At 73.0% G+C, this 13,970-nt stretch carries 13 protein-coding genes and 1 pseudogene; 8 read left to right on the top strand and 6 right to left on the bottom strand.

What is annotated here, in order from left to right; all coding sequences use genetic code 11:
* Nucleotides 1-83, bottom strand: a pseudogene (locus ACIQRW_RS37190) (electron transfer flavoprotein subunit beta); the annotation flags it as partial.
* A 169-nt stretch (nt 84-252) separates the two neighbouring features.
* On the opposite strand from ACIQRW_RS37190, the gene ACIQRW_RS37185 reads away from it, so the two are divergent.
* Together ACIQRW_RS37185 and ACIQRW_RS37180 are read left to right on the top strand one after the other, a co-directional pair.
* The gene (locus ACIQRW_RS37185; protein ID WP_403769499.1) at nt 253-1,059 is read left to right on the top strand and encodes a TetR family transcriptional regulator; all 807 of its coding nucleotides are present in this window, start codon (nt 253-255) and stop codon (nt 1,057-1,059) included.
* Between the two features lie 137 nt (nt 1,060-1,196).
* Nucleotides 1,197-1,565 (top strand): Zn-ribbon domain-containing OB-fold protein, encoded by a 369-nt coding sequence (locus ACIQRW_RS37180; RefSeq protein WP_403769496.1) that lies wholly within the window; start codon nt 1,197-1,199, stop codon nt 1,563-1,565.
* A 40-nt stretch (nt 1,566-1,605) separates the two neighbouring features.
* On the opposite strand, the gene ACIQRW_RS37175 is transcribed toward ACIQRW_RS37180, so the two are convergent.
* Nucleotides 1,606-2,301: a type 1 glutamine amidotransferase domain-containing protein gene (locus ACIQRW_RS37175; protein WP_403769481.1), complete on the bottom strand. Its 696-nt coding sequence runs from the start codon at nt 2,299-2,301 to the stop codon at nt 1,606-1,608.
* Between the two features lie 577 nt (nt 2,302-2,878).
* Here ACIQRW_RS37175 and ACIQRW_RS37170 point away from each other — a divergent pair.
* From ACIQRW_RS37170 to ACIQRW_RS37150, 5 genes are all read left to right on the top strand, one after another.
* Entirely contained in the window at nt 2,879-3,724 is an 846-nt protein-coding gene (locus ACIQRW_RS37170; RefSeq protein ID WP_403769478.1) for an inositol monophosphatase family protein, read from the top strand.
* Between the two features lie 96 nt (nt 3,725-3,820).
* Complete coding sequence (locus ACIQRW_RS37165) at nt 3,821-5,236, top strand: phytoene desaturase family protein (protein WP_403769475.1); 1,416 nt, start codon at nt 3,821-3,823, stop codon at nt 5,234-5,236.
* A 45-nt stretch (nt 5,237-5,281) separates the two neighbouring features.
* Nucleotides 5,282-5,815: an O-acetyl-ADP-ribose deacetylase gene (locus ACIQRW_RS37160; RefSeq protein WP_018955169.1), complete on the top strand. Its 534-nt coding sequence runs from the start codon at nt 5,282-5,284 to the stop codon at nt 5,813-5,815.
* Nucleotides 5,816-5,956: 141 nt separating this feature from the next.
* Nucleotides 5,957-7,429: an AlkA N-terminal domain-containing protein gene (locus ACIQRW_RS37155; protein ID WP_403769472.1), complete on the top strand. Its 1,473-nt coding sequence runs from the start codon at nt 5,957-5,959 to the stop codon at nt 7,427-7,429.
* 29 nt (nt 7,430-7,458) lie between these two features.
* Nucleotides 7,459-7,995, top strand: a complete 537-nt coding sequence (locus ACIQRW_RS37150) for a methylated-DNA--[protein]-cysteine S-methyltransferase (protein WP_403769469.1) — start codon at nt 7,459-7,461, stop codon at nt 7,993-7,995.
* A gap of 48 nt (nt 7,996-8,043) precedes the next feature.
* Here ACIQRW_RS37150 and ACIQRW_RS37145 read toward each other — a convergent pair whose 3' ends face one another.
* Nucleotides 8,044-8,628, bottom strand: a complete 585-nt coding sequence (locus tag ACIQRW_RS37145) for a TMEM165/GDT1 family protein (protein WP_397917280.1) — start codon at nt 8,626-8,628, stop codon at nt 8,044-8,046.
* A gap of 377 nt (nt 8,629-9,005) precedes the next feature.
* Between ACIQRW_RS37145 and ACIQRW_RS37140 the strand changes: the two genes are divergently transcribed.
* On the top strand, nt 9,006-9,410 hold the full coding sequence (locus ACIQRW_RS37140) for a (2Fe-2S) ferredoxin domain-containing protein (protein WP_361326531.1): 405 nt from the start codon (nt 9,006-9,008) through the stop codon (nt 9,408-9,410).
* Nucleotides 9,411-9,441: 31 nt separating this feature from the next.
* On the opposite strand, the gene ACIQRW_RS37135 is transcribed toward ACIQRW_RS37140, so the two are convergent.
* From ACIQRW_RS37135 to ACIQRW_RS37125, 3 genes are all read right to left on the bottom strand, one after another.
* Nucleotides 9,442-11,346 (bottom strand): helix-turn-helix domain-containing protein, encoded by a 1,905-nt coding sequence (locus ACIQRW_RS37135; protein WP_403769465.1) that lies wholly within the window; start codon nt 11,344-11,346, stop codon nt 9,442-9,444.
* Between the two features lie 89 nt (nt 11,347-11,435).
* Nucleotides 11,436-12,824 (bottom strand): MFS transporter, encoded by a 1,389-nt coding sequence (locus tag ACIQRW_RS37130; RefSeq protein WP_403769463.1) that lies wholly within the window; start codon nt 12,822-12,824, stop codon nt 11,436-11,438.
* A gap of 178 nt (nt 12,825-13,002) precedes the next feature.
* Nucleotides 13,003-13,800 carry a 3-hydroxybutyrate dehydrogenase gene (locus ACIQRW_RS37125; protein WP_403769460.1) on the bottom strand — a complete coding sequence of 266 codons (798 nt, stop codon included), beginning with the start codon at nt 13,798-13,800 and terminating at the stop codon, nt 13,003-13,005.
* Nucleotides 13,801-13,970: the final 170 nt, after the last annotated feature.

The raw sequence follows: 13,970 nt of genomic DNA, 5'->3' as shown, positions 1-13,970 counted from the left end.
TCCAGCGTCAGGTCATCGGCGAAACGCCGGTCACCGGTCGCGTCGGGCACGTACTTCACACAGACAACGATCCTCAAGCTCACGCCGGCTCTCCTGCCTACCTGGGTGTGGTCCCACCTGGGTGTCATTCGTACGGATGGACAGATTATGGCACTCAGTACCCTCTGTAAAGGTACGCAGTGCCAAATTGCTCCTTCCGGTGCTACGTTTCGCCGCATGAGCGAGGCGCGAGGACCCGAGAAGAAGGCACCCATGCGGGAGGTGCTCGCGCAGGCGGCCTTCCAGCTCTTCCTGGAGCGGGGCTTCGAGCGGACGACCGTGGACGACATCGTGGCGCGGGCCGGGGTGGGCCGGCGTTCGTTCTTCCGCTACTTCCCGTCCAAGGAGGACGCGGTCTTCCCGGACCATGAGCGCTGCCTCGCCGAGATGACCGAGTTCCTGGCCGCCGTCGACGGCAGTGACCCGGTCGGCGCGGTGTGTGACGCCGCCCGCATCGTGCTGCGGATGTACGCGGCCAACCCGGAGTTCTCCGTGCAGCGTTACCGCCTCACCCGGGAGGTGCCGGGGCTGCGGACGTACGAACTGTCGGTGGTGCGCCGTTACGAGCAGACCCTCGCCGGCCATCTCCGCGGCCGGTTCGGTGAGGGCGGCGACGGGGAGTTGAGGGCCGAGGTGATCGCCGCCTCTGTGGTCGCCGCGCACAACAACGGGCTTCGGCTGTGGCTGCGTTCGGGCGGCGAGGGAGACCCCGAGGCGGCCGTCGATCATGCGCTCGCCCTGGTGCGCGAGGTGTGGGGGCGGTCCGCCGCGGAGGCGGGCGCGCCATCGCCGGAAGGGGCGAGCGGGGGAGCGGAAGGGCTTCCGGGCGGTCCCGTGCCCGGCTCGACCGCGCCCCTTCCCGCGGCTCCCCCGCCCGCCGGCTCCTTTCCCGCCGGCTCCTTTCCCGCTTCCTCCTTTCCCGTCTCCGGCGACGGTGAGGTGATCGTGATGGTCGCGCGGAAGGGCACCTCGATGTGGCGTGTCGTGCAGCAGATCGAGGCGGCCGTCGGCGAGAACTGAGTGCCAATGGGCACTCAGTGCCTTTACGGTCCGGCACTGAGTGCCATATGGTGCGGACGCGCCCGCAGTGCAGGTGCGGCGCGTCCGAGTCGAGCGCAGGGGGTCGAGCCGTGTCCCAGACAGCAATGGGCACCGTAATGGGCACCGTCCAGAAGGCGCACGAGGAGTGCGGCCTCTCCTACAACCGCTGCCGCTGGTGCGGCACCGCCTCATTCCGGCGGCTGCTGTGCCCGGTGTGCGCGTCGAGCGAACTGGAGCCCGAACGCACCACCGCCCACGGAGTGGTCGTCCGGACCGCCGTGGTCCACCGCTACACCGAGGCGGCGCGCAACGAGTCCCTCGTGCGGTTCTCCGAAGGGTTCGTCTTCCGCTGCCGGATCGTGGGGGCGGCTCCGCACCTGGTGACGGTCGGCGCGCGCGTCCGGCCCGTCTCCGGGGAGGAGCCGGAGACGGGCGAGGTGGTCCTGGAACTCTGTGAGCCGCCCGCACGGCGCGACTGGGTCTGAACGTCCCGGCCGGCCGGGCGGCGCACCGCCGATCGGCCGGTCAGCCCAGCCGGTTGAGCAGCTCGGCGGCCAACGGGACGGAGGAGGCCGGATTCTGACCGGTGATCAGGTTCCGGTCGGTGATGACGAACGGCGCCCAGGGCTCGCCCTCCTGGAAGTCCGCGCCCAGCGCCACCAGCCGGTCCTGGAGCAGCCACTTGGCCTTGTCCGCGAAGCCCGCCTGGGTCTCCTCGGTGTTGGTGAAGCCGGTCAGCCGGTACCCGGCGAACGCGGATCCGCCGTCGGGGCCGGTCGCGGCCAGCAGCGCCGCCGGGCCGTGGCAGACGACACCGAGCGGCTTGCCCGAAGCCAGCACCCGGACGAGCAGCCGCCCGGAGACGGGGTCCACCGCGAGGTCCTCCATGGGGCCGTGACCGCCGGGGTAGAAGACGGCGTCGTACGCGTCCGGGTCCACGTCCTCCAGTGCGACCGGCCGCCGCAGCTCCTCGAACGCCTCAAGACCGGCCGCCACCGCGTCGGCACCCTCCTGGCCGCCGTTGACGTCGGGCGCCAGGCTGCCGCGGTCCACGGTCGGGACGACGCCGCCCGGGGTGGCGACGACGACCTCGTGCCCGGCGTCGGTGAACGCCCGGTACGGAGCCACGGCCTCCTCGGCCCAGAAACCCGTGGGGTGGGCCGTGCCGTCCGCCAGGGTCCAGTGGTCCGCGCCGGACACCACGAAAAGGATCTTTGCCATGTCGTACATCTCCGTTGGGTCGAGGTGGCTGACCAGGCCGACCGTAGGCCCGGCCAGGCCTGGGGCGTGTTTCGAAAGTCCCGCCTGCTCGGCGACGCCTGGCACGCACGCTCGCCGCGTTGTCGGGATCACCCCGATACGTCCAGTATCGGGGCGACCCTCCGCCTTGCGATCGCACGCACCAGACGCCGCCGAGCCCGCCCTCCGGGCGGACGGCGCTACTTTCGAAACACGCCCAGGATCCGCCTCCCGCCCACGTGTGCCGGAAAGAGGCTTCCGACGGGGCGGCGGCGATCGGCCGTCCGGCGGATCGCCTGCCCCCGGCGGACGGTCCGAATCATCCGGTGCGGCGGACTCGGCCGGCCGACTCATCCGGTGCGGCGGACTTGGGCGGCCGACTCATCCGTGCGGCGGACTCGGGAGGCAGAGCGCTACGCCGCCGGGACTCCCGAGCTCGGCGACTCGGTGAACTCGCGCATGTGGGCACGGTGACGTCCGGCTCGCCTCATTGCCCCGCCGGAGATGTCCGCATTCACCCGGGGGACGAGGGCTCGTACGGCCGTGCTTAGCTGGAGCCATGATCGATGACTTCCTGTACGGGACCGCCGGGCACACCGGACCGCAGGCCGAGGTCGAGGCCGCCGTGCGCGCCGCCGCCGCGGCCGAGATCATGCCGCGCCACCGGAAGCTCGCCGCCCACGAGATCATCGAGAAGAGCGGCCCCCACGATCTCGTCACCGCCGCCGACCGGCTGGCCGAGGAACACCTCACCGCCGCCCTCACCAAGCTGCTGCCCGGCTCGGTCGTCGTCGGTGAGGAGTCCGTGCACGCCGACCCGGCGGTCTACGACGCCCTCGGCGGCGACGCCCCGGTCTGGATCGTCGACCCGGTCGACGGCACCCGCCAGTTCGTCCGGGGCGAGGCCGGCTTCTGCACCCTGGTCGCCCTCGCCCTCCACGGCGAGGTGCATGCCTCCTGGACATACGCACCGGTCCGGGACGAGATGGCCGTCGCCGTACGCGGCCGGGGCGCCACACTCAACGGGGTGCCGATACGCTCCGGGGCGCCCGCACCCGGCGCCGTGCTGAACGTGGCGATGTCGCACCCCGACTACACCACCGAGGCCCAGAAGCGGGCCCTGCTCGGCCTGCGCACCGAATCCATCGCGGCCCGCCCCTGCGGCTCGGCCGGACTCGAGTACCTCGCCGTCGCCCGCGGCGCCCTGGACGCCACCGCCTTCAACTGGGAGTACGCCTGGGACCACGCCGCGGGCCTCCTCCTGGTCACCGAGGCGGGCGGCGCGCAGTCGACCCTGTCCGGCGCCCCGTTCCGTATCGCGGGCGGCAACGACCTGCCGTTCACGGCGGCCCGCGACGAGGCCACCGCCCAGCGCGTCCTTTCCGCCCTGCGCACGGACGGCTGACCCGCCCGACCGGGAACCCGGGGTACCCGCGTCCGCACGGTCGGTGGCGGCGAATACCCTGGAGGTCCGACTGCCGGCCGACGAAGGAGTCCCAAGGTGCCGTCGATGCTCGATGCGGTCGTGGTGGGCGCGGGTCCCAACGGACTGACCGCCGCGGCCGAACTGGCCCGCCGGGGCCTCGCGGTGGAGGTCCACGAGGCGCACGACACGGTCGGCGGGGGAGCCCGCACCGAGGAGCTGACCCTCCCGGGGTTCCGGCACGACCCCTGTTCCGCCGTGCACCCCCTCGCGATCGGCTCGCCCGCGTTCCGGGGCATGCCGCTCGACCGGCACGGACTTCAGTGGCTGCACCCCGAGGTCGACCTCGCGCACCCCTTCCCGGACGGCACCGCGGCCACGCTGACCCGCTCGGTGGGGGAGAGCGCAATGTCGCTGGGGGCCGCCGACGCCGGGGCCTACCGCCGCCTCGTGGCTCCCTTCGTCGGCCGCTGGGACACCCTGGCCGCCGACTTCCTGCGCACCCCCTGGGGCGGCCTGCCCCGCGACCCCTACCGGCTGGCCCGTTTCGGCCTGCTCGGACTCCAGCCCGCCACCTGGGTCTCCCGCCGCTTCGCCGGCGAGAAGGCCCGCGGCCTCTTCGCCGGCCTCGCCGCCCACGCCATAGCTCCCACCAGCGGATTCGCCACCTCGGCCATCGCCCTCGTCTTCGCGCTCGCCGCCCACGAGAACGGCTGGCCGGTGCCGCGCGGCGGCTCCCAGGCCATCTCCGACGCCCTCGCCTCCTTCCTCCGCGAACAGGGCGGCACGATCCGCACCGGCAGCGAGGTCAAGCGCCTGGACGAACTGCCGCCCGCCCGCGCCTACATCTTCGACACCTCGCCCTCCGCGCTCGCCCGGATCGCGGGCCTCGGCTCCGCGTACCACCGCTACCGCTACGGCGCCTCCGCCTTCAAGATCGACTACGCGCTGTCGGGCCCCGTCCCCTGGACCGCGTCCGAGGCCCGCCGCGCGGGCACCGTCCACATCGGCCCGGACGCCGGGACCATCGACACCGCGCTGAAGGCGGCCGTCGAGGGCCGCGACCCGAGCGTCCCCTTCCTCATCACCGCCCAGCCCAGTCTGATCGACCCCTCCCGGGCCCCCGAAGGACGCCATGTCTTCTGGGTGTACGGGCACGTCCCGGCGGGCTGGGAGGGCGACGCGACCGACGTCATCGAACGTCAACTGGAGCGCTTCGCCCCGGGGTTCCGCGACCTGGTGCTCGCCCGCGCTCTCGCCGGCCCGCCCCGGATCGCCGCGCGCAACGCCAATTACGTCGGCGGCGACATCGCGTGCGGAGCCTTCGCCGGCCTCCAGACGCTGATCCGCCCCAAACTCGCCCGCGTCCCCTACGCCACCGCGCACCCCGCGGTCTTCCTCTGCTCCTCGGCCACCCCGCCCGGACCCGGGGTCCACGGCATGTCCGGCCACCACGCCGCCAAGGCCGTATGGCGAAGGCTGCGGGCCTCCTGAACGGACCGGGCGGCGAAGGCCCCCGGTGCGCGGCATGATGTCCGCATGAGCACCTCTGTCTCCCCCGCCGTACGTCTGGTCCGCGGCGACATCACCGACCAGTCCGTCGACGTCATCGTCAACGCGGCGAACTCCTCGCTGCTCGGCGGCGGCGGAGTCGACGGCGCCATCCACCGGCGCGGCGGGCCCGACATCCTCGCCGCCTGCCGTGAACTGCGCGCCTCGCACTACGGGAAGGGACTGCCCACCGGGCAGGCCGTCGCCACCACCGCCGGACGCCTCGACGCCCGATGGATCGTGCACACCGTCGGTCCGGTCTTCTCCGGCGCCCAGGACCGCTCCGCCCTGCTCGCCTCCTGCTACCGCGAATCCCTGCGCCTGGCAGCCGAGTTGGGGGCCAGGTCCATCGCGTTCCCGGCGATCTCCACCGGTATCTACGGCTGGCCGATGGACGACGGGGCCAAGATCGCCGTACGCACGGTCCTGGCGGAGACCGTGGAGCCGGTGGAAGAGGTGCGCTTCGTCCTCTTCGACGCCCACGCGTACGTGGAGTTCGAGGAAGTCCTCGCGATGCGCTGAGGCCGTCCCTCGCGCTCCGCGCCCCGAAAGCCCCGTGCCCCGCGGCCACCGGACGGGTTCGGGCGGCTGTCGGATTTCCGCGTGAGGACCCTGTCGGATTTCCGCCAGCCAAGCCGCTGACCGGTGCACCATCCTGGAACCATGCACACCGACACCGAGCGCTGCGTGCGGGCCGTCCAGTCCAAGGACGCCCGCTTCGACGGCTGGTTCTTCACCGCGGTCCTGACCACCCGGATCTACTGCCGCCCCAGCTGCCCCGTCGTGCCGCCCAAGGTCCGCAACATGACCTTCTACCCCAGCGCCGCCGCCTGCCAGCAGGCCGGATTCCGGGCCTGCAAGCGGTGCCGCCCCGACACCAGCCCCGGCTCCCCCGAGTGGAACGCCCGCGCCGACTCGGTCGCCCGCGCCATGCGTCTGATCCGGGACGGGGTCGTCGACCGCGAGGGCGTACCCGGGCTCGCCTCCCGGCTCGGCTACTCCGCACGGCAGATCGAACGCCAACTGCTGGCCGAGCTGGGCGCCGGCCCGCTGGCCCTGGCCCGCGCCCAGCGGGCGCAGACCGCCCGCCTCCTCATCGAGACGACCGCGCTGCCCATGGCCCAGGTCGCCTTCGCCGCCGGCTTCTCCTCGATCCGCACCTTCAACGAGACGGTCCGCGAGGTCTTCGGCCTGGCCCCCGGCGACCTGCGCACCCGAGCCGCCCGGGGCCCCCGGCCCGCCGCCGTACCGGGTGTCATCGCGCTCCGCCTCCCGTACCGGGCCCCGCTCAACCCCAGCAACCTCTTCGGCCACCTCGCCGCGACCGCCGTCCCCGGCGTCGAGGAGTGGCGGGACGGCGCGTACCGGCGCACCCTCACCCTCCCGTACGGGCACGGCGTCGTCGCCCTGAGTCCGGCGCCCGACCACATCGCCTGCCGGCTCTCCCTCACCGACCCCCGCGACCTCACCCGGGCCATCAGCCGCTGCCGCTGGCTCCTCGACCTGGACGCGGACCCGGTCGCCGTCGACGCGCAACTGCGCACCGACCCGCTGCTCGCCCCGCTGGTCGACGCGGGCCCCGGCCGCCGGGTGCCCCGCACGGTGGACGGGGCGGAGTTCGCCGTACGCGCGGTGCTCGGCCAGCAGGTCTCCACCGCCGCCGCCCGCACCCACGCCGCCCGGCTGGTCACCGCCCACGGCGTCCCGGTCGAGGACCCCGAGGGCGGGCTGACGCACCTCTTCCCGACCCCGGAGGCGCTGGCGGGACTCGACCCGGAGGCCCTGGCCCTGCCGCGCACCCGCCGAACGACCCTCACCACGCTCGTCGCGGCCCTCGCGGAGGACCGGCTGCGGCTCGACACCGACACCGACTGGGAGCGGGCCCGCGCCGAACTGGCCGCCCTGCCCGGCTTCGGCCCCTGGACGGTCGAGTCCATCGCCATGCGGGCCCTCGGCGACCCCGACGCCTTCCTCCCCACCGACCTCGGCATCCGCCGGGCGGCCGAGCGGCTGGGCCTGCCGGTCACCCCCGCCGCCCTCACCGCACGGGCCGTCGACTGGCGCCCCTGGCGGGCGTACGCCGTGCAGTACCTCTGGACGGTGGACGACCACCCCATCAACCACCTGCCCGTCTGACGCCCGACGCTGACAAGGACACGGCTCCCATGACCACGACCAGCACCACCCCCATCTCACCGGTGACCAAGCAGCACACGGTCCTCGACAGCCCCTACGGCCCGCTCACGCTCGTCGCCACCGACGGAGTTCTCTCCGCCCTCTACATGACCGACCAGCGCCACCGCCCGCCCCAGGAGAACTTCGGCGTCCCGGATCCGGAGCCCTTCGCCGAGACGATCCAGCAGCTCACCGAGTACTTCGCCGGCCACCGCACCACCTTCGACCTCCCGCTGAGCCTGGCGGGCACGCCGTTCCAGCGGAGCGTGTGGGCGGAGCTGCGGAAGATCCCGTACGGCGAGACCCGTACGTACGGCGAACTGGCCGAGGAGCTCGGAAAACCGGGCGCCTCGCGGGCGGTAGGACTGGCCAACGGCAAGAACCCCGTCGGAATCATCGTGCCGTGCCACCGGGTGATCGGAGCCTCCGGGAGCCTCACCGGCTACGGCGGCGGCCTGGACCGCAAGCAGCGGCTGCTCGCCTTCGAGAGCGGGGGCACGGAGCACGGGGTGCAGGCGCTGTTCTGAGAGCGGGCCGGGGCGTGCCGCAGCCGGTACGCCCCGCCCTCGCGCTCCTCAACCGGTGAAGATCTCCACGGCCGTCCAGACGGCGAGGCCCAGCATGCAGATCCCGCCGATCCGCTGCACGGTCTTCAGCGGTACGCGCTTCGCGATGAACCGGCCCGCCAACAGCGCCAGCGCCGAGACGGACATCAGGGCGGCGGCCGCACCGATCGCCGTGGACCAGGTGCCGTTGCTCGCCGCGAGGTTGGCGGTGGTGATCTGCGTCAGATCGCCCCACTCGCTGATGAAGACCGCCATGAACGCGGTCGTGTAGACCGGCCAGAACCCGGTCACGGTCTTCACCTCGGCGTCCTCGTCGTCGTCCCCGCCGCTGCCGCGCAGCAGCATGAACGCGCCGAACGCGAAGAGCGAGGCCGAGACGAGCTTGACGATCCAGTCGGGCAGCAGCCCGATGAGGCTGCCCGCGCCGACGGCGATGGCGACGTGCACGACGAACGCGGACGAGGTGCCGAACCACACGTAGAGGGGCCGCATCCGTGTGCCCATGGCCAGCGACGCGAACATCGTCTTGTCGGGGAGCTCCGCGAGGAAGATCAGCCCGAAGGCGGTGATGATCGCCAGAGGGTCGAGGTGCATTCCGGGTGGCTTTCTGTTCGAGCCGGGCCCCGGATCTTCGCGAAGCGCCGCTCGGGCTTTTCGGAGGACCACTCGGCCCGGCATGACGGCTCCGCCCACAGGACGTGGACGTGTCATACAGGACCGAAGGTCTCGCCCGCCCGTGGCAGTCCTTCGCAGGACACACGAGCCCGGCCACCGGGAACCCGAAGGCTCCAGTATGTCGACGACCGGTTTGCGGGGCTACTCCCCTTCGCAGCCGTCAACACTACCCCACCCGTCCGGGCCCGGGTGCTGGTGTTCGAACCGTGAGCACCTCGGTAGCATCGTGATGATCACCCGGCCCGTGGTGGTCCGCCGCCATCCGACTCCACCCCACCGCGACGGGAAGTGCCCCCATGAGCCGCCGCCCCCGCAAGGACGTGCCCGCCCAGGGCACCCCCCGGCCCACCGTCAGCGTCTGCCGGGGCTGCTGCTGCGGCACGGAGAAGATCCCGGGCGTCGACCACGCGGCCCAGCTGACCCGGCTGCGCACCGGCCTGGAGGGCGCCGCCACCGTACGGGCGGTCGAGTGCCTGGACGCCTGCGAGCAGGGCAACGTCATCGTCGTGCAGCCCTCCGCCGAGGGCCGCCGAGCCGGGGGCCGGCCGGTCTGGCTGGGCCTGGTCAACGACGAGCACGCCGAGCAGGACATCGTGACGTGGGCGGCGGCGGGCGGCCCGGGGCTCGCGGATGCCCCGGACATCCTCGACCTCTACGTCTTCCAGCCCTCGCGCCGGGTCCGGGCGGGTCTGGACGGCTGACGCCCTCCAGCGGGGCCCGGAGCTCTTCGCGTCACAGGCCCCGCGTCAGGCGGTGGAGCCGCAGAGCCAGCTGGATCTCCAGGGTGCGGGCAGGCGTGTTCCAGTCCTGGCCGAGGAGCCGGCCGATGCGCTCCAGCCGCTGCACCACCGTGTTCACATGGACGTGGAGCAGGTCCTTGGTCCGGGTGAGGCTCGCCCCCTGGGCGAAATAGGCGTCCAGAGTGGTGACGAGATCGGTGCCACGCCGGCTGTCGTAGTCGAGTACGGGCCCCAGCGTCCGGTGCACGTAGCCGCCCAGGTCCGCCTGGTCGCCCAGCAGCACGCCGATGAACCCGAGGTCCCCGACGGCCCCGCCGCTCCCGGTGTGGCCGAGGGCGCGCAGCGCGGAGAGGCAGCGGTCGGCCTCGCTGTGCGCGCGCGGCAGCTCGGCCGGACCGGTGGCGGGGCCCGCCGAGCCGACCGTGACGGGGAAGCCGACCGCCTGGCCCAGTTCGGCGGCGAGCGCCTGGGCGGCCGGCCCCGGCGCGTCGGACGGCGCCACCAGGACGATGTGGTCGTGGTGCAGCCCGGCCAGACCGTTGCGGGCCTGCGCGCTCCGGGCGGCCGCGGCCAGCAGCCGGTGGCGGGGGGCCACCTCGCTGTGCGCGACGAACACACTGTGCCGCCCGCCCAGGTTGACGCCCAGCCGGCGTGCGCGGGCCGTCAGGGTGCCCGGGTCGCCGGTGCGCGAGAGCAGATCGCCCAGCAGCTCGCCCCGTACCCGGTCCTCCGTCTCGGCGACCGAGCGGCGCAACAGCATGAGCAGCGCGGTGACGACGCTCGCGCGCTCGAACAGGAGCCGGTCGGCGTCCGCCAGTCCCGCCCGGCCGGTCAGCGCGATGGAGCCGAGGAGCTCGGGGCCGGCGAGGACGGCGCAGACCCAGGTACCGGCCAGCGGAACGGCCCGGCCCCTGGCCCGGGACGCGGACACCGCGGGGATCGGCTGCGGCAGCGGCTCGGTGCGGGCGCGGGCCAGTTCGGCGCCGTCCGCGTCATGGATGAGGATCCCGCCGTCCAGGATGTCGGCGAGGGCCGCCGCCACGTCGTCGGCGCCGCCGCCCTGCAGGACGAGGTCGGTGAGCTGGTCGTGGGCCTCCTCGGCGCGGCGCATCGCCTCGCTGTGCGTCCGGATGGTCTCCGACGCCGCGTTGAGGTCGACCAGCGCGGCCCGGGTCTCCTCCAGTAGCCGCGCCCCGTCGATGGCGATGGCGGCGTGGTCGGCCAGGGACGAGAGCAGCGCCACCTCGGTGGCGGTGAACTCGCGGGGCGCCCGGTCGGCCGCGTACAGCACCCCGATGATGCGGGCGCCGAGGCGCAGCGGCACACCGAGGATCGCCCGCAGGCCCTCGTCCAGAACGGCGCTGTCGATGGTGGTGGTGTGGTGGAACCGGGTGTCGGCCTGGTAGTCCCCGGTGGCGTACGGGCGGGCGGTCTGGGCCACCAGTCCGCCCAGGCCCTCGCCCATGCCGAGCCGTACCCGCTGGAAGGCCTCGGCCACCGACCCGTCGGTGACCCGCATGTAGGTGTCGCCCGCGGCGTCGTCGTTGAGCGAGAGGTAGGTGACGTCCGTGCCGAGCAGCAGTTTCGCCCGGTGGACGATGGCCCGCAGGACGGCGTCCAGATCGCGCAGGGCTGCCAGGTCGCTGGCCGTGTCGAACAGGGCGGTGAGCTGCGCCTCGCGCACCCGGTGCTGGCCGAGGGTGCGCCGGATACGCAGCGCCACGGCCGCGGCCTCGGCGATCTCGGCCAGCTCGGCCTCGGACGCCCCCGCCTGCCGGGCGGCGGCGGCCGGCAGGTCGAACTCCTCGGCCGCCGCACCCCGGGCCAGCAGGTCGAGGAGCCGGCGCAGGGCGGGCGCGGAGTGCTGGGCGGCCGGTGGTGTCACGCCGGTGAGCATACGGTGATCGCCTCCCGGGAGGGGCCGAGCGGGCAACGGGGACGGCCCTCCCGAGCACCGCGGGGAGCGGTGCGCGGGAGGGCGTGGGATCAGTGGCCGAGGGGGACCGAGTCCTTGACGGCCGCGGCCGGCGCCGCCGGGACGGCGTCGTCGAGGCCGTCCTTGGTGAGGTCGCGGCCGCGGGTCTCCTTGGCCACCCAGACCGTCACCGCGGTGACCAGTGAGGCGAAGCAGAGATAGACGGAGATCGGGACCGACGACTCGTAGTCCTTGAGCAGCTCCACCGCGATGAGCGGGGCGAGGGCCCCGCCGATGATCGAGGCGAGCTGGGAGCCCATCGAGGCGCCCGAGTAGCGGACCTTCGTGTCGAACATCTCCGAGATGAAGGCCGCCTGCGGACCGTACATCGCACCGTGCAGCAGCAGGCCGACGGTGACCGCGGACACGATGACGGGGAAGGACTTGGTGTCCAGGAGCGCGAAGAAGCCGAACGCCCAGAACGCCATGCCGACCGCGCCGATCAGCGTGACCGGGCGGCGGCCCAGCCGGTCCGAGAGCGCACCCCACAGCGGGATGGTGACGAAGTGCACCGCGGAGCCGATCAGGACGGCGTTGAGGGCGTCGCTCTTGGACATCTCCAGGTGCACGGTCACGTAGACCAGCAGGAAGGCGGTGAGGATGTAGTACGAGATGTTCTCGCCGAAGCGCGTGCCGATCGCGAGGAGCACCTCGCGCCAGCTCCTGCGGAACACCTGGACGACCGGGGCCTGTTCCTTGACGCCCTGCTCGGCCGCGGCGGCCGACTTCCGCTGCGCCTCCAGGAAGACCGGGGACTCCTCGACCGAGATCCTGATCCACAGACCGATCATGACGAGGACACCGGACAGCAGGAACGGTATGCGCCAGCCCCAGGCGAGGAACGCCTCGTCGGACTGGACGGCGGCCAGCAGCGCGAGGACGCCGGTCGCCAGCAGATTGCCGCCGGGCGCACCGGACTGCGGCCACGAGGCCCAGAAACCACGGCGTTCGTCGCCGCCGTGTTCGGAGACGAGCAGCACCGCTCCGCCCCATTCCCCGCCGAGGGCGAAGCCCTGGACCAGGCGCAGGACGGTGAGCAGGATCGGCGCCCAGACGCCGATGCTCGCATGGGTGGGGAGCAGCCCCATGGCGAAGGTCGCGCCGCCCATCATGAGCAGACTGAGCACCAGGAGCTTCTTGCGGCCGATCTTGTCGCCGTAGTGGCCGAAGACGACGCCGCCGAGCGGACGGGCGGCGAAGCCGACCGCGTAGGTCAGGAAGGCCAGCAGCGTGCCGACCAGCGGATCGCTGCTGGGGAAGAAGAGGGTGTTGAACACGAGCGCGGCAGCCGAGCCGTAGAGGAAGAAGTCGTACCACTCGATGGTGGTGCCGACGAGGCTGGCCGCGACGATGCGGCCGATCTTGCCTCTGGGGGGCTGGACGGAACTGGGGGAACCCATGGTGGAGTCACCGCGTTTCATTGGCAGGGCGGTCAGGGACGGGGGTGCGGGTCGGGGCGGAGTCGCGAGCGGTACGAACGGGTGCAGCGGTACGAACGGATGAAGAGGTACGAACGGATGAAGAGGTACGAGCGGGTGGAGCCGGCGCCGACGGTGGGGGACCGTGGCGGAGATGGGGTCAGTGGGCGCCCCAGCCTCCGTCGACGGGGAGCGAGACGCCGGTGATGTAGCCGGTGTGGGGGCCGCAGAGCCAGCGGCAGACCGCGGCGACCTCTTCGGGCTCGATCAGCCGCTTGATCGCGGACCGGTCCAGGAGGATGTCGGTGACGACCTCCTCCGGGGGGATCCCGTGCGCGGCGGCCTGGCCCGCGATCTGGCCCTCCACCAGCGGCGTGCGCACATATCCGGGGTTGACGCAGTTGCTGGTCACCCCGTGCGGGGCGCCCTCCAGAGCGGCCACCTTGCTCAGCCCCTCCAGGCCGTGCTTGGCCGCGACGTAGGCGGACTTGAAGGCGCTGGCCCGCAGTCCGTGCATGCTGGAGACGTTGACGATCCGGCCCCACCCCCCGGCGTACATGTGCGGGAGGCAGTGCCGCATCAGCAGGAAAGGGGCGGTCACCATCACCTTCTGGATCAGCTCGAAGCGGTCCGGCGGGAAGTCCTCGATGGCCGCCACGTGCTGCAGCCCGGCGTTGTTGACCAGGACGTCCACACCGGTCGGCAGCGTTCCGATCGCCTCGGGTTCGGCCAGGTCCACGACGTGGGCCACGCCACCGATCGCGGCGGCGACGGACTTGGCGCTCCCGGCCTCGCGGTCGACCACGTGAACGAGGGCGCCGGCCCCGGCGAGCGCCTCGGCGGTGGCCCGCCCGATGCCGCTGCCGCCGCCGGTGACCAGGGCAGTACGCCCCCTGAGGTCCACGGCCCCGGCGCCCGGCGCGGAGGAACCGGAAGCTGCGTGAAATTGGCTCGTCATGGCCGGAAACGCTAGAGACACCTGGCCGGACATCCCATGGTGTGGATCTCCACAGCGAGCGGGCGCGGGGTGGTGGGTATCGCCACCCGGGTGCGAGTGGAGCGGCTACTGGTCCAGCGGGCAGCGGTCGAGCAGCTTGGCGGGCCCGGGCCTCCGTGGGGTGAGCGGTG

The sequence above is a fragment of the Streptomyces sp. NPDC091287 genome (genome assembly GCF_044768525.1).
Classification (GTDB): domain Bacteria; phylum Actinomycetota; class Actinomycetes; order Streptomycetales; family Streptomycetaceae; genus Streptomyces.
Note: the sequence above shows the minus strand (reverse complement) of the source record. Positions and strands in the feature narration are given on the sequence as shown.

Bases quoted from the DNA above. Each gene is read 5' to 3' on its own strand.
- ACIQRW_RS37180 (WP_403769496.1), top strand. From the start codon at position 1,197: ATGGGCACCGTCCAGAAGGCGCACGAGGAGTGCGGCCTCTCCTACAAC.
- ACIQRW_RS37135 (WP_403769465.1), bottom strand. From the start codon at position 11,346: ATGCTCACCGGCGTGACACCACCGGCCGCCCAGCACTCCGCGCCCGCC.
- ACIQRW_RS37175 (WP_403769481.1), bottom strand. From the start codon at position 2,301: ATGGCAAAGATCCTTTTCGTGGTGTCCGGCGCGGACCACTGGACCCTG.
- ACIQRW_RS37170 (WP_403769478.1), top strand. From the start codon at position 2,879: ATGATCGATGACTTCCTGTACGGGACCGCCGGGCACACCGGACCGCAG.
- ACIQRW_RS37185 (WP_403769499.1), top strand. From the start codon at position 253: ATGCGGGAGGTGCTCGCGCAGGCGGCCTTCCAGCTCTTCCTGGAGCGG.
- ACIQRW_RS37145 (WP_397917280.1), bottom strand. From the start codon at position 8,628: ATGCACCTCGACCCTCTGGCGATCATCACCGCCTTCGGGCTGATCTTC.
- ACIQRW_RS37125 (WP_403769460.1), bottom strand. From the start codon at position 13,800: ATGACGAGCCAATTTCACGCAGCTTCCGGTTCCTCCGCGCCGGGCGCC.
- ACIQRW_RS37155 (WP_403769472.1), top strand. From the start codon at position 5,957: ATGCACACCGACACCGAGCGCTGCGTGCGGGCCGTCCAGTCCAAGGAC.
- ACIQRW_RS37140 (WP_361326531.1), top strand. From the start codon at position 9,006: ATGAGCCGCCGCCCCCGCAAGGACGTGCCCGCCCAGGGCACCCCCCGG.
- ACIQRW_RS37130 (WP_403769463.1), bottom strand. From the start codon at position 12,824: ATGGGTTCCCCCAGTTCCGTCCAGCCCCCCAGAGGCAAGATCGGCCGC.
- ACIQRW_RS37150 (WP_403769469.1), top strand. From the start codon at position 7,459: ATGACCACGACCAGCACCACCCCCATCTCACCGGTGACCAAGCAGCAC.
- ACIQRW_RS37160 (WP_018955169.1), top strand. From the start codon at position 5,282: ATGAGCACCTCTGTCTCCCCCGCCGTACGTCTGGTCCGCGGCGACATC.